13 protein-coding genes are annotated in these 14,169 nt (G+C 64.8%); 8 read left to right on the top strand and 5 right to left on the bottom strand.

Annotated elements, in window-relative coordinates:
• The first annotated feature begins 37 nt into the window (after window positions 1-37).
• Both LCM4576_RS15970 and LCM4576_RS15965 read left to right on the top strand, forming a co-directional pair.
• On the top strand, window positions 38-904 hold the full coding sequence (locus LCM4576_RS15970; protein ID WP_071033041.1) for a hypothetical protein: 867 nt from the start codon (window positions 38-40) through the stop codon (window positions 902-904).
• A 100-nt stretch (window positions 905-1,004) separates the two neighbouring features.
• Window positions 1,005-1,862 carry a hypothetical protein gene (locus LCM4576_RS15965; protein WP_244508223.1) on the top strand — a complete coding sequence of 286 codons (858 nt, stop codon included), beginning with the start codon at window positions 1,005-1,007 and terminating at the stop codon, window positions 1,860-1,862.
• A gap of 6 nt (window positions 1,863-1,868) precedes the next feature.
• Here the strand turns inward: LCM4576_RS15965 and LCM4576_RS15960 are convergent, their stop codons facing one another.
• Window positions 1,869-3,071, bottom strand: coding sequence for an ROK family transcriptional regulator (locus LCM4576_RS15960; protein ID WP_071033168.1), 1,203 nt, complete (start codon window positions 3,069-3,071; stop codon window positions 1,869-1,871).
• Between the two features lie 213 nt (window positions 3,072-3,284).
• Between LCM4576_RS15960 and LCM4576_RS15955 the strand changes: the two genes are divergently transcribed.
• The 6 genes from LCM4576_RS15955 to LCM4576_RS15930 all read left to right on the top strand — a co-directional run bounded on the left by LCM4576_RS15955 (window position 3,285) and on the right by LCM4576_RS15930 (window position 9,460).
• On the top strand, window positions 3,285-4,523 hold the full coding sequence (locus LCM4576_RS15955) for an extracellular solute-binding protein (protein WP_071033039.1): 1,239 nt from the start codon (window positions 3,285-3,287) through the stop codon (window positions 4,521-4,523).
• A 187-nt stretch (window positions 4,524-4,710) separates the two neighbouring features.
• Window positions 4,711-5,595, top strand: coding sequence for a carbohydrate ABC transporter permease (locus tag LCM4576_RS15950; protein ID WP_071033038.1), 885 nt, complete (start codon window positions 4,711-4,713; stop codon window positions 5,593-5,595).
• A complete protein-coding gene (locus tag LCM4576_RS15945) occupies window positions 5,595-6,440 on the top strand; it encodes a carbohydrate ABC transporter permease (protein ID WP_071033037.1) in 846 nt (281 codons plus the stop codon). Before LCM4576_RS15950 ends, LCM4576_RS15945 begins: the two co-directional genes overlap by 1 nt.
• A 2-nt stretch (window positions 6,441-6,442) precedes the next feature.
• Complete coding sequence (locus tag LCM4576_RS15940) at window positions 6,443-7,459, top strand: SIS domain-containing protein (RefSeq protein WP_071033036.1); 1,017 nt, start codon at window positions 6,443-6,445, stop codon at window positions 7,457-7,459.
• On the top strand, window positions 7,459-8,397 hold the full coding sequence (locus tag LCM4576_RS15935) for a PfkB family carbohydrate kinase (RefSeq protein ID WP_071033035.1): 939 nt from the start codon (window positions 7,459-7,461) through the stop codon (window positions 8,395-8,397). The genes LCM4576_RS15940 and LCM4576_RS15935 overlap by 1 nt, the downstream gene beginning before the upstream one ends.
• The gene (locus LCM4576_RS15930) at window positions 8,384-9,460 is read left to right on the top strand and encodes an ABC transporter ATP-binding protein (RefSeq protein WP_071033167.1); all 1,077 of its coding nucleotides are present in this window, start codon (window positions 8,384-8,386) and stop codon (window positions 9,458-9,460) included. The genes LCM4576_RS15935 and LCM4576_RS15930 overlap by 14 nt, the downstream gene beginning before the upstream one ends.
• A gap of 150 nt (window positions 9,461-9,610) precedes the next feature.
• On the opposite strand, the gene LCM4576_RS15925 is transcribed toward LCM4576_RS15930, so the two are convergent.
• The 4 genes from LCM4576_RS15925 to LCM4576_RS15910 form a co-directional block, all read right to left on the bottom strand.
• Window positions 9,611-11,125: an aldehyde dehydrogenase family protein gene (locus tag LCM4576_RS15925; protein ID WP_071033034.1), complete on the bottom strand. Its 1,515-nt coding sequence runs from the start codon at window positions 11,123-11,125 to the stop codon at window positions 9,611-9,613.
• A 184-nt stretch (window positions 11,126-11,309) separates the two neighbouring features.
• A complete protein-coding gene (locus tag LCM4576_RS15920) occupies window positions 11,310-12,584 on the bottom strand; it encodes an RNA polymerase sigma factor (RefSeq protein ID WP_071033033.1) in 1,275 nt (424 codons plus the stop codon).
• Window positions 12,581-12,955, bottom strand: coding sequence for a YciI family protein (locus tag LCM4576_RS15915; RefSeq protein WP_071033032.1), 375 nt, complete (start codon window positions 12,953-12,955; stop codon window positions 12,581-12,583). The genes LCM4576_RS15920 and LCM4576_RS15915 overlap by 4 nt, the downstream gene beginning before the upstream one ends.
• Before the next feature lie 110 nt (window positions 12,956-13,065).
• Window positions 13,066-14,157, bottom strand: coding sequence for a DNA topoisomerase IB (locus LCM4576_RS15910; protein WP_071033031.1), 1,092 nt, complete (start codon window positions 14,155-14,157; stop codon window positions 13,066-13,068).
• Window positions 14,158-14,169: the final 12 nt, after the last annotated feature.

Genomic DNA, 14,169 nt, shown 5'->3' with positions numbered 1-14,169 from the left:
TTGTCGTTGCTTGGAATCGCATGGAGTGCCGCAAGGAATGCCGCTAAGTGCCGCAGAGATCGCCCGTCATCCGGCAGCGCTTCGCAGTGTGCAGGAGCAGTCGCGCGCGCTCATCCGTGTCTACGAAACGACTCCGCGGCTGGCCGCCGTCTTCGCCACCCAGCAGCGCTGGCTGCTTGGCCATGTCGGCCTGGCGTTGCATTTCCGGCGCGATCCCAACGACCGCCGCACAGAGATGACGATGGCGCGCTTCATCGAGGCCGTGCGCCGCCATTCGGTGGCCAGCCGCAACACCGCCGAAGCTTTCGTCAAGGAGATGCTGCATTACAACATCGCCGAATATATCTCGGCCGGCGGTGATGGCCGCGCCCACCCCATGCAGGTCACGACGGCCACCGTGGAGACCTTCACCAACTGGATCTACGCGCATCTGAGAACGCTCGACCGCATAGATGGCGGAACCCGGCTGGCGGCCTTCCTCGACCAGCCCGAAATGCTCCCCACCCTGCAGCCGCTGATCGCCGACGGATTGCTCGCCAGCGACGGCGTGCGGGAGCMCGGACCGACTTTCTCGTTGTTTATCTGGCTGAACAACGGCGGCATCGTCATGGATTGGCTGATGTCCGGCATCGATCCGGAGGACGCTTATCTCGACAGGATACCGACCAGCGTCATTTCGGTCAGCGAATTCGCGCACTGGCTGAAGCTCTCCCGCACGCATCTGGCGCGCAAGCTCTATGATGCCGAGGCGCTCGGCAGCATCGGCTGGATCGGCCAGCGCGGTCATTCCGTGATGTGGGTTTCGAGGGCTTTCTTCGACGAATACATGGCCGTCCAGGYAGCCAAGCTGGCCGTCGTCGACGAAGCGTTCGAGGCCTGTCTCTCAGCTCTGAAAGAGCGCTGACCACCGCAACGGCGCGGCCCCGCTGGCGAGTGCGGGCCAAAACTGCTATCCGCAGCGTGCGAGCATACAGCATCTTTGGGGTGGAAGCTGGGAGGGTGCGTTGACCTATGAAGACATTGCCGGTCACCCGGCATTGCCCGCTTGCGTGCGCGCACAGGCCTTGGCGATGCAGCAAGCCTATCAAGGAAACCCGCGAGCCTCCTCGGTCTTTGCCACCCAGCAACGCTGGCTGATGGCGCATATCGGTCTTGCCTTGTATTTTCGCAGGGATCCCAGCGACTACCGGAAGGAGCTGACGGCGGCGCGTTTTGTCGACGTCACCGTCCAGCATGCGGTGGCAAGCCGGAACACGGCTCATGCCTTCATCAAGGAAATGCAGCACTACAATTTCATCGAGGTCGGGCCGGCGGGCGACGACGGCCGCATTCGCCCTTTGCGGCTGCCCGCCATCACCCTGGAGCCGTTGATCGGCTGGATCCATATGCATCTAGGCACGCTCGATGCTCTTGACGGCGGGCACCGGCTGGAAACATTCCGGGCACGGCCGCAATTGCTGGCGCAATTGCAGCCGTTGATCGCGGACGGGCTGGTTTCCTCCGTGCCGGTGCGCGAGCCGCAACAGACTTTTTCGCTGTTCACCTGGCTCAACAATGGCGGCGTCGTCATGGATTGGCTGATCTCGGGCGTCGACCCTCAGAATGCCGGCCAGGAGCGTATCCCGACCGGCGTGCTGTCGATCGGCGATTTCGCCAGATGGCTGAAGCTGTCGCGCACCCACCTTGCGCGCAAATTGCGCGATGCCGAGGCGCTTGGCAGCGTCGGCTGGCTGGGGCAGCGCGGCAATTCCATCATGTGGATCTCGAACGAATTCTATGGCGAATACCTCACCGCGCAGGCGGTCAAGCTCGCCATCATCGACGCGGCTTTCGCCGCCAGCACCACGCAAGCGATGGACTGACCGGCTCTATCCGGCCTTCAGGATAGCGGAAAAACGCGGATCGAAGGCCCGGCTGATCGGCTCTGCCGCGGCGCCCACCGCGATCGCCCAGGGATCGGTGGTGCCCAGCTGCAGCCGCGGCAGGCGCCGGACCGGCCGGTCCGCGATCGACGGCAGCAGCGGATGCATGGCCTGAARCAGGAGCCGGGCCAACGCCTCGGGCGCGCTGCTGGTGAGAATGACGGTTTGCGGGTCGAAGATCGTTTCGATCAGATGTACGCTCCAGCGCAGGTCGGACGCGGCTCTTTCGACCCAGCCCATGACCCTCGGGTCTTGCACGAGCGCCAGCGCGCCGAGCTTTTCGTAAAGTCCCCTTTCGGCGGGATCGAGGCCGAGATGCTGGTAGAGCGACGCGAGCGAGGCGCGATGCTCCAACGGCGTCGAGCCGGGTCCGGACGGCGACAGCAATGCCCTGCCGATCTCGCCGGCATTGCCGTTGCCGCCATTGTAGAGCTCGCCGTTCAGGATAAGCCCCGCGGCGATGCCATAGCCGACATAAAGGCAGACCGCATGGTCGACGCCGTGCGCGGCACCGACGATGCGCTCTGCCGTGGCGCAGGCAGCGGCATCGTTCTGCAGCCCGACATTCAATCCCGTGCCGGCGGCAAGYGTCTCGAGCAGCGGGAATTGCTGCCAGGCCGGCATCATCCATTTGTCGTCGGATTCCCTTAGGCCGAACGGCCCCGGCATGGCGACGCCAAGGCCGACCAGCCGCCGCTCGGACTGGGCGAACAAGGAAGYCAACTCCCGCCTGACGCGGTCGACTAGGCTCAGGATGATCTTGGCGCCGGCTGATGGCTCGTCGAGCGGCAGACCTGCCTCGGCGCGCGCGATCACCTTGCCGACGAGGTCGACCACCACGACGCGCGTCAAATGCCGGTCGATCTRCAGCCCGATGGCGAACGCCCCTTCGGGTACCAGCCGATAGGGCGTGAAAGGCTGCCCCCTGCCCTTGCGCACCGCATCCAGGGCCACGACCAGGCCGTCCCRCTCGAGATCCTCGACGATGTTGGAAACCGCCTGCTTGGTGAGCTGCGTCGCCCGYGCAAGGTCCGCGCGCGAGAGCGCGCCGTTGAGCCGCAGCGCCTCTATCATGACGCGGCGGTTATGCGCGCTGGTACCCTCCTGGTTGGTGCCGCTCTTGGCACGGATCGGGCTGATATCATGCACCGTCGCTTCCCCTCTTGACTCCATTAAAGGATTGATCGACTAATTAAGTCAAGCGAATTGACTTAATAGGTGAGGCCCGCGCGGCTCTACAAAAAGACGGCAAGGCTTTCGGGCTCCGCCGCACGCCGCTGAGGACGGATCCGGTCACGCGAAGCGAATTCGAGGAAGCGGCTGGCCGCTCCCTTGCAGCTGTCTAAAATGGGAGAAAGACAAATGCTGAAATCGATCGGTAAGACACTTCTGGGCGCGGTGTTCGTCGGCGGGCTGTACGTCCCCCACGCCTTCGCCGAAACCACCTTGAACGCGCTCTTCATGGCGCAGGCCGCCTACAGCGAGGCTGACGTGCGCTCGATGACGGAGGCCTTCACCAAGGCCAATCCGGACATCAAGGTTAACCTCGAATTCGTTCCCTATGAAGGCCTGCACGACAAGACCGTGCTCGCCCAAGGATCCGGCGGCGGCTATGACGTGGTGCTGTTCGACGTCATCTGGCCTGCTGAATACGCGACCAACAAGGTGCTGGTCGACGTGTCGTCGAAGATCACCGACGACATGAAGAAGGGCGTGCTGCCCGGCGCCTGGACCACCGTCCAGTATGACGGCAAGTATTACGGCATGCCGTGGATCCTCGACACCAAATACCTGTTCTACAACAAGGAAATCCTGGAAAAGGCCGGCATCAAGGCGCCGCCGAAGACCTGGGAAGAGCTCGGCCAACAGGCCAAGATCATCCAGGACAAGGGGTTGCTGAAGACGCCGATCGCCTGGAGCTGGTCGCAGGCCGAAGCAGCCGTCTGCGATTACACCACGCTGGTCAGCGCCTATGGCGGYGACTTCCTCAAGGACGGCAAGCCCGACTTCCAGAATGGCGGCGGCGTTTCGGCGCTGAAATACATGGTCGACAGCTACAAATCGGGCCTAACCAATCCGAATTCCAAAGAATTCCTGGAAGAGGACGTCCGCAAGGTGTTCGAGAACGGCGATGCCGCTTTCGCGCTGAACTGGACCTACATGTACAACATGGCCAACGACCCGAAGGATTCGAAGGTCGCCGGCAAGGTCGGCGTCGTGCCGGCGCCGGGCGTCGCCGGCACCAGCGAGGTGTCCGCCGTCAACGGCTCCATGGGCCTCGGCATCACGGCGGTGTCGAAGCATCAGGACGAAGCCTGGAAGTACATCGAGTTCATGACCTCGCAGGCGACGCAGAACCAGTATGCCAAGCTCTCGCTGCCGATCTGGGCCTCGTCCTATGACGATCCGGCCGTCACCAAGGGCCAGGAAGAGCTGATTGCCGCCGCCAAGCTCGGCCTCGCCGCGATGTATCCGCGCCCGACCACGCCGAAATACCAGCAGCTGTCGACGGCGCTGCAGCAGGCGATCCAGGAATCGCTGCTCGGCCAGACGACGCCGGAGGACGCGCTCAAGACCGCCGCCGAAAACAGCGGCCTCTGATCTGGCGTTCCTCGACGCGGGCGGCCTCATCGACGAGCGCCGCCCATGCTATTTCGAGAGCAATTCCAGGAAAAGTGTGAAGCGGTTTTCCGTCCGGAATTGCGTTAAAACAAAGAGATAGAGCGGTTCGCCGGTTCCGTGAAACGGTGAACCGCTCTGACCGGATGACGGGAGAGAGGCGCCTCTGATGTCAGGCACCTGGATGACGACTCGCGCGTGGCTGTTGATGCTGCCGCTTCTGGTGGTCATGGTCGCCGTTATCGGCTGGCCATTGGTCGATACCGTCAGGCTTTCCTTTACCGACGCCCAACTGGTCGGCACGGCGGGCAACTATGTCGGCTTCGACAACTACGCCAAGATGCTGACGAGCTCGAATTTCACCCGCACCCTGGTCACCACCACCTGGTTCGCCGTCATTTCGGTCGCCGCCGAGATGGTGATCGGCGTGCTCGCGGCCCTCCTGCTCAATCAGGAGTTCCGCGGCCGTGCCGTGTTGCGCGGGCTGATGATCCTGCCCTGGGCGCTGCCCACCGTCGTCAACGCGACGCTCTGGCGGCTGATCTACAATCCCGAATATGGGGCGCTGAACGCGGCGCTGACGCAACTCCATCTCATCGACGACTATCGTTCCTGGCTGGGTGAGCCCGGCACGGCGCTCGCGGCGTTGATCGTCGCCGACTGCTGGAAGAATTTTCCGCTTGTCGCGCTGATTGCGCTCGCCGCCCTGCAGGCCGTGCCGCGCGACATCACCGCCGCAGCGCTTGTCGACGGCGCCGGGCCGTTCAACCGCTTCCGTTTTGTGATCCTGCCCTATCTTGCAGGCCCGCTGATGGTGGCGCTGGTGCTGCGCACCATCGAAGCCTTCAAGGTCTTCGACATCATCTGGGTGATGACACGCGGCGGCCCCGCCAGCAGCACGCGCTCGCTGTCGATCCTCGTCTACCAGGAAGCCTTCTCCTTCCAGCGCGCCGGCTCCGGCGCCTCGCTGGCGCTGATCGTCACGCTGCTCGTCACCGTGCTCGCCGTCGCCTATGCGGCGCTGGTGAGGAAAACCGCCGGGAGCGCGGCCTGATGGAACGCAGAAGCCCGGTCTTCACCGTCTTCGTCCATGCCTGCGCCCTCCTGCTCGCCGCCGTGATCCTGGCGCCGCTCGCCTGGCTCTTCGTCATGAGCATATCGCCGGCGGCCGATCTTGYCGCCAAGCCGCTGCGCTGGTGGCCGCAGGCGGCCGATTTCTCCCGCTACGCGCAGCTTCTGTCGAGGGCCGAAAATAGCGCCGGCGCGGCCTTCACGTCATCGCTGCGCAACAGCCTGGAGGTCGCCGGCATGGCGACTCTCGCCGCTGTCGTCCTTGCCGTGCCCGCCGGCTGGGCCGTCTCGCGCACGCCCTCGGTCGGCTGGTCGCTGTCGATGGTGATCGCCACCTACATGCTGCCGCCGGTGGCGCTCTCCGTGCCGCTTTATATGGGCCTGTCCTGGCTCGGCCTGCTCAACAACGTCTTTGGCCTGGCGCTGATCTATCTGACCATCCTCGCGCCCTTCACCACCTGGCTGATGAAATCGGGCTTCGATTCCATCCCGCGCGAGATCGAGGCCGCGGCGATGATCGACGGGGCGGGACTGCTCCAGACTTGGCGCATCATCACCTTGCCGCTGGCCGCGCCCGTGGTGGCGACATCAGCGTTGTTTGCCGTGCTACTCGCCTGGGATGAGTTCTTCTACGCCCTGCTCYTCACCTCGGACCAGCGGGCAAAGACACTGACCGTCGCCATCGCCGATCTCGCCGGCGGCCGCGTCTCCGACTACGGACTGATCGCCACCGCCGGCGTGCTGGCAGCCTTGCCGCCAGTGCTGATCGGCCTCGTCATGCAACGCGCGCTGATCTCAGGCCTAACCAGCGGCGGAGTGAAAGGATAAAGATGACTGCGGAAAGGAAACGCCCGGCAGGGCTCGTCGCGATCGATCGCGAGATGGCGCGCCAGCATCAGGATGCGCTGGCCTCCTTCGAGAATAACAGGGATGCCGCCGCCAAGGTCGCTGCTTCGATCAGGAAGAACGGGCGGCTCGTCCTGCTCGGCATGGGCGCCTCGCATGCCGTCGCCCGCGCGGTCGAGCCGCTCTATCGCGCCCATGGAATCGACGCCATCGCGCTGCCGCTGTCGGAACAGCTCGGACAGCCGCTGCCGCTTGAAGGCAGGACGGTGCTCGTCACCTCGCAGTCGGGCGAGAGCGCCGAGGTGCTGCGCTGGTTTGCCGAGACCGGCGGTCGCGCCGAAACCTTCGGCCTGACGCTGGAGAAAGGCTCGTTCCTCGGCCGCACCGTGCCTTGCCTCGTCGGCGCCGGCGGCACYGAGCTTGCCTTTGCCGCGACCCGCAGCCTGACCGTGACCTTCGCCCTGCATCTCGCCATCCTGGCCGCGCTTGGYGACGATCCCGCCGCCGCGATTGACGAGCTCAAGGCGCCTCGAATGGTCGAGATCGATGCCGCGCTCGCGGCGCTGAGAACGGTCGCGACCATCGTCACGTCCGGCCGCAAGCTTCAAGGCGTGGCTGAAGCCCTTGCGCTCGGCTTCACCGAACTGTCGCGCCTGCCTTGTTTCTCGCTCGAAGGTGGCCAGCTGCGCCACGGGCCGATGGAGATGCTGGGCCCGAGCATTGGCGTCGTGCTCTTCCGAGGCAACGACCCGACCGCCGACCTCGTCACCGCGATGGCCCTGTCCGTCGTCGAGACCGGCGCGCCGCTGATTGTCTTCGACGCCTCGGGCATGTCGCCGGTCCCGGGCGCCGTGACATTGGCCTTCGAACCCGCCACGGGCCTGGCGGCGGTCTTTGCCATGCTGCCGGTGGCGCAGCGCCTGATGATCGCCTTTGCCGATTCCCGCGTCGAGAACGCCGGAACGCCGGTGCGTACGACCAAGATCACCAGGAGCGAGTGATGCGGCCGCTTGCGGTGATCGGCAACGTCAATGTCGACCTGATCGTCGGCCCGGTCGCGCCTTGGCCGAAGGCAGGGACGGAGACCGTCGTCGACCACGACGATCTCCGCGTCGGCGGCCAGGCCGGCAATACGGCGCTTGCCTGGCAGGCGCTGGACATCGACTTCGAAATTGCCGCCAATATCGGTGACGATCAGTTCGGGCGCTGGCTGCGCGAAGCCTTTGGAGACCGGGCGCAAAAATGGYCGGTTTGTCCCGAAGGCACGACATTGTCGGTCGGCATGACCCATCCGGACGGCGAGCGCACCTTCTTCACCACGCGCGGCCACCTGCCCCGCTTCAGCCTGGCCGACGTGCTCGCCGTGCTTGACGGAAATCGGCTTTCCGGCGGCTACGCGCTGCTCTGCGGCTCTTTCCTTACCGACGACCTGACGCGCGATTACGATGCCTTCTTCGACTGGGCCGAGGCGCACCGCATCGCCGTCGCGCTCGACACAGGCTGGCCGATCGACGGTTGGACCGAGGCGAACTGCGCCGCTGCGCGCAACTGGCTGTCGCGCTGCGAACTGGCGCTCTTCAACGAGGTCGAGACGACGACATTGGCCGGTCTCGCAAGTCCGGCGGAAGCGGCGCGCAAGATCCGCGACGGCATGAGGAATGGCGCGACGGTCGTCGTCAAGCGTGGACCCGACGGCGCGATTGCCATCGGCTCCGACGGCAAATTCATCGAAGTGCCTGCGCCGAGCGTCACCGTCATCGACACGATCGGCGCCGGTGATGTCTTCAACGCCGCTTTCCTGGCCGCGCTGGTGCAAGAGCAGTCGCTGGAGGACTGCCTCTCCACCGCCATTCAGGTGGCGTCGCGCGCCATCTCAACCCTGCCCCGCGACTATGGCGGGCCGATCCAGTTCGAGGATGCCGCCCATGAGCGCGCTTGAAATCCGCGATGTCCGCAAGAATTACGGCAGCGTCGAGACGCTGAAAGGCATCGACATCGCGCTCGAGAACGGCGAGTTCCTTGTGCTRCTCGGCTCCTCGGGCTGCGGCAAGTCCACTCTGCTCAACATCATCGCCGGTCTCGCCGAAGCAACCAGCGGCGACGTCAAGATCGGCGGGCGCTCGGTGCTTGGCGTGCATCCGAAGAACCGCGACATCGCCATGGTCTTCCAGTCCTAYGCGCTCTATCCGAACCTGACGGTCAGCCGCAACATCGGCTTCGGCCTGGAGATGCGCAAGATTCCCGCCGCCGAGCGCGACAAGGCGGTGCGCGAGACGGCGAAGCTTTTGCAGATCGAGAACCTGCTCGACCGCAAGCCCGRCCAGTTGTCCGGCGGCCAGCGCCAACGTGTCGCCATCGGCCGCGCGCTCGTGCGCAAGCCGCAGGTCTTCCTGTTCGACGAACCGCTCTCCAATCTCGACGCCAAGCTGCGCCTGGAAATGCGCACCGAGCTCAAGCGCCTGCACGAAATGCTGCGCACCACGGTGGTCTACGTCACGCATGACCAGATCGAGGMGATGACGCTGGCGACCCGCATCGCCGTTATGCGCGACGGTCGCATCGAACAGCTCGGCACACCGGAGGAGATCTACAACCACCCGGYGACGCTCTATGTCGCCGGCTTCGTCGGCGCGCCGGCGATGAACATGCTGGAAGCGGCTGTCGAGGATGGCAAGCTCGCCATTGCCGGCACGGATGCCCGGGTGACGCTGCCGCAACGCTACGCCAGCGCCGTCCGCAACGGTGCTTCGGTTGTCGTCGGCATCAGGCCAGAGGCGCTCCGCCTTGGAGCGGGCAGCGGTGCCGACATGTCGCTGCCGGTCGAGATCGATGTCGTCGAGCTGACGGGACCAGAGCAGGTCACCACGGCGCGGGTCGGAACCCAGCGGCTGACGGCAACCTTGCCGCCGCAGGCCCGCGTCGCCAAAGGCCAGTCATGCGCCTTTGTCTTCGACGCTGACGCGCTTCGCCTGTTCGACCCGGCGACCGGCAAAGCTTTCTGAGGAGCAATATCGAGCGGTTCGGCTTCTCCAAGCTGAACCGCTCGATAGAGCAATTCCAGGAAAGTGTGGGCGGTTTTCCGTCCGGAATTGCATCAAAATAAAGAGATAGGGCGTTTCGCCGTTTCCGTGAAACGGTGAAACGCACTGGTCTCAATCGATGTCGAACGACACGCCCTGTGCCAGCGGCAGCGCCTTGGAGAAGTTCACCGTGTTGGTGGCGCGRCGCATATAGGCCTTCCAGGCATCCGAGCCGCTCTCGCGGCCGCCACCCGTCTCCTTCTCGCCGCCGAACGCGCCGCCGATCTCGGCGCCCGAGGTGCCGATGTTGACGTTGGCGATGCCGCAATCCGAGCCGTCGACGCCGAGGAAACGCTCCGATTCCTGCAGGTCGCGGGTGAAGATCGACGACGACAGGCCGGCGCCGACCGCATTGTGCAGCTCGAGCGCCTCGTCGAAATCGGTGTATCTCATCACATAGAGGATCGGCGCGAAGGTTTCTTCCGTCACCGGCGAAACCTGCTTCGGCATCTCGACCAGCGCCGGATGCACGTAATAGGCGTCCGGATGACCGTTTTCGAACCGCGCGCCGCCGGTCACCTTGCCGCCATGGGCGGTGGCTTCCTTGAGCGCCTTCTGCATGTTGTCGAAGGCCGCCTTGTCGATCAGCGGGCCGACCAGCGCCTTGCCTTCGAGCGGATTGCCGACGGAGACGGACTGATAAGCCTTCTTCAAGCGCGGCAGGAGCGCGTCGTAGACGCTGTCATGCACGAACAGGCGCCTGAGCGTCGTGCAGCRCTGGCCGGCGGTGCCCATGGCGCCGAAGGCGATGGCGCGCAGCGTCATGTCGAGATCGGCGGTGGGCGTGACGATGYCGGCATTGTTGCCGCCGAGCTCAAGCACGGCGCGGGCAAAGCGCTTGGCGAGCCTGGGACYGACCTCGCGGCCCATGCGCGTCGAGCCGGTGGCCGAGACCAGCGRCACCTTCGGATGGTCAACCAGCACCTCGCCGACGGCGCGGTCGCCGATCAGCACCTGCAGCAGCCCCGCCGGCGCGTCGGCACCGAAGCGCTTGGCGGCGCGCTTGAAGATCGCCTCGCAGGCGAGTGCCGTCAGCGGCGTCTTTTCCGACGGCTTCCACACCACCGCATCGCCGCAGACGAAGGCAAGGGCCGCATTCCACGACCACACCGCGACCGGGAAGTTGAAGGCCGAGATCACGCCGACGACGCCGAGCGGATGCCAGGTCTCCATCATGCGGTGCCCGGGGCGTTCGGTGGCGATGGTGAGGCCATACAATTGCCGGGAAAGACCGACGGCGAAATCGCAGATGTCGATCATTTCCTGGACCTCGCCGAGCCCCTCGGACGGGATCTTGCCGACCTCGATCGACACCAGCCGGCCGAGCTCGTCCTTGTGCGCGCGCAACTCTTCGCCAAGAAGGCGCACCAGTTCGCCGCGCTTCGGTCCCGGCACCAGCCGCCAGGCCTGGAAAGCCTTGTGCGCGGCATCGATGGCCTTGCCGGMATCGGCGGCCGAGATCGACTTCAGCGCCGCGATCTCCTCGCCCGTCACCGGGCTGCGCACGATGAGGTCGCCTCCGACAAGCGCCTCCTTGGCGACGCCCAGTTTCTCGAGAAGCGAGGCCGTTTCCTTCACCAGTGTCATTTTTGTCCCTTTCAGATTCCGCCTCTCATAGGGCGGAAATGGAAGCCATGCGCCATGTCTTGGATGTGCCGTCAGGCACGCCCGGGCGCTTTGATGGCGTGRCATTACTCGTTTCAGGGAAAAACCGCCACCCCGRCATGGTCTAAGGCCCGAGCGTGAAATTGGGCCAGACGCCAAGGTCGGATCAGCGCGCCTTCTGCAATGAGGACTTCTCGGCGCTTTCCTTGATCAGCCGATCGATATGCATGCGGATATGCGCGGCCTCTGCCGCCGTGTTGGCCAAGGCGATGGCGCGGTCGAAGGCGACGCGCGCCTCCTCGTTGCGGCCAAGCTGCATCAGCAGCCCGCCCTTCAGCCCGAAGAAGTGGAAATAGCCCGACAGCCRCTCTTCCAGCGGCTCGATCATGGCAAGTGCGGCTTCCGGGCCGCGCACCTTGCTGACCGCGACGGCGCGGTTCAGCGTCACCACCGGCGAAGGTTGCATCTGCTCCAGCAGGCCGTAGAGCAAGTCGATCTCGGTCCAGTCGGTATCCTCGGCCGTCGCCGCCCGCGCATGCAGCGCCGCAATCGCCGCCTGCACCTGATAGGGGCCGGGCTTGCGGTGGCRCAGCGCCTTGTCGACCAGAGCCAGGCCCTCGTCGATCATCTTGCGGCTCCAGAGCGAGCGGTCCTGATCCTCGAGCAGCACGATCTCGCCATTCTCGTCGAAGCGCGCCGGCGCGCGCGCATGCTGGAGAAGCAGCAGCGCCGTCAGCCCCATGATTTCCGGTTCCTGCTGGAACAGCCTGAGCAATAGACGAGCAAGGCGGATCGCCTCTTCGCACAGCGGCGCGCGCGCCGGCGCCTCGCCGCCATTGCTCGAATAGCCTTCGTTGAAGATCAGATAGACCATCGCGGCGACGGCGGCGAGCCGCTCCGAGCGCTCGACCGCGCCCGGCGTCTCGAACGGCACGCCGGCATCGGCAATACGCGCCTTGGCGCGGGTGATGCGCTGTTCCATGGCGCTCTCGCCGACCAGGAAAGCGCGCGCGATCTGCTTGACGGTGAGGCCGKAGACGATGCGCAGCGCCACCGCGATCTGCTGCGTTGCCGGCAGATCCGGATGGCAGCAGATGAACAGAAGCCGCAGGATGTCGTCGCGATAATGCGCGCCGTCCAGCCGCTCGGCCATGTCGCTCTCGGCGTCCTCCAGATCGGATACCTGGTCTTCTTCCGGCATCGGCGCCTGCTTGGCGCGCTTGCGCACGGCGTCGATGCCGCTGTTGCGTCCGACGAAGATCAGCCAGGCCGCCGGATCGCGCGGCGGCCCGTTCTTCGGCCAGTTCTTGAGCGCCCTCAGGCACGCGTCCTGGAAAGCCTCTTCCGCGGCGTCGAGGTCGCGGAAGTAGCGCAGCAGCGCGCCCATCGCCTGCGGACGGGCGTTGCTGATCGCCGTGCTTATCCAGGCAATATCCGTCATACCGCTACCTTTGTCGGGTTGAAGACCGAAACCGGCCGGATCTCATAGGAGCCGCCGCTCGGATTGACCTCGGAGAGCTCGCGCGCGAACTCGACGGCTTCGTCGAGACCCTTGCATTCGAGCGTGTAGAAACCGAGGAACTGTTCCTTCGTCTCGGCGAACGGGCCGTCCAGCACGACCGCCTCGCCCTTGACCTTGCGCAGCGTCGTCGCCGCCGTCGTCGGCAAAAGGCGCGCCACGGGCCCGAGCCGGCCGGCCTTGGCGTATTTGTCCTGCACGTCGAGGATCTTCGCCATGACCTCGTCGTCCTGTTCCTTGCTCCAGGAGCAGACGACGTCTTCGGAGGCGTAGCAGAGGATGGCGTAGAGCATGGTTCGTCCTTTCCGTATCAAAGGACGCGACACTAGGGCCCTTCCCGACACGAGGTCGATAAAAAAATGTATCGACGGATCACGGACTTGGCGATCTTTGCGCTTGCCTGTCAGGCGCCGTGCGCCTGGAGCCACCTGAGGACCAGCGTTTCTTCCTCGTCCAGCCCGGATATCAGGCGCTTGCGCTTGTTGGCCTCGGCCATTTCGTCAAGCAGTCGTCCTTGGCTCCATGTCTCGAATACCAGCGGATGGATGTAGCATCTGCGGCAAACCGCCCGGGTGTTTCCCAGCCGCTCGGCGACCTTGTCGACGACACTGTTGACCACCCGTTTTTGTTGTGTCTTGCTTTCCGGCAACTCGGTCGCGGCAAACAGCGACGCAGCATGGATCGTGCCGCCCCAGGTGCGGAAATGCTTGGAGCTGAAGTCGGCGCCGGAGGCATCACGGATATAGCGGTTGACGTCCTCCGAGCGCACCGGCCGCCGGTCGCCATCCTCGTCGAGATATTGGAACAGCTTCTGTCCCGGCAAATCCTGGGCGCCGCGCACGACCTTGGCTATCCGGCGATCGACCAGCTTCAGCTTCCATTCCTTGCCCGACTTGCCCTTGAAGGCGAAGCGCAGGCTGGAGCCGGTGATCTCGACATGGYGGTCGCGCAGCGTGGTCAGCCCAAAGCTCTTGTTGTCGCGTGCGTAGGCCGCGTTGCCGATACGGATCATTGTGTTGTCGAGCAGCCAGACCACCGAAGCGACGACACGCTCCAAGGGCAGGCCGTGCCGGCGCAGGTCCGTATCGATCTGCCGCCGCAGCRCAGGCAGGCTTTCGGCGAAAGCGACGAGACTGGAATATTTGACGCCGTCGCGTTCCTCGGTCCATTGCGGGTGATAGCGATACTGCTTGCGGCCGCGCTGATCCCGGCCTGTCGCCTGGATATGGCCGTCCGGATCGGGCGAGATCCACACATCCGTCCAGGCCGGCGGGATAACGATCGCCTTGATGCGTGCAAGGGTCGTTTCGTCGACGGTTCCGCCGTCGGCGCAGACATAGGTGAATCCCGTACCCTTCCTCAATCTGCGGATGCCGGGATCGGCATCGCTTACATAATTGAGCGATGTGCCTTCGACAGAGGTGCGGGCGCCGTTCCTTCGGGTTTCCTCGGCCCGCGCCGAACGGTCCGATGACAATTGTAAATGCTGCAGCATGCCGGCTCCGCG

Origin of the sequence: Mesorhizobium sp. LCM 4576, from assembly GCF_001854815.1 — a bacterium.
GTDB lineage: Bacteria > Pseudomonadota > Alphaproteobacteria > Rhizobiales > Rhizobiaceae > Mesorhizobium > Mesorhizobium plurifarium.
Note: the sequence above shows the minus strand (reverse complement) of the source record. Positions and strands in the feature narration are given on the sequence as shown.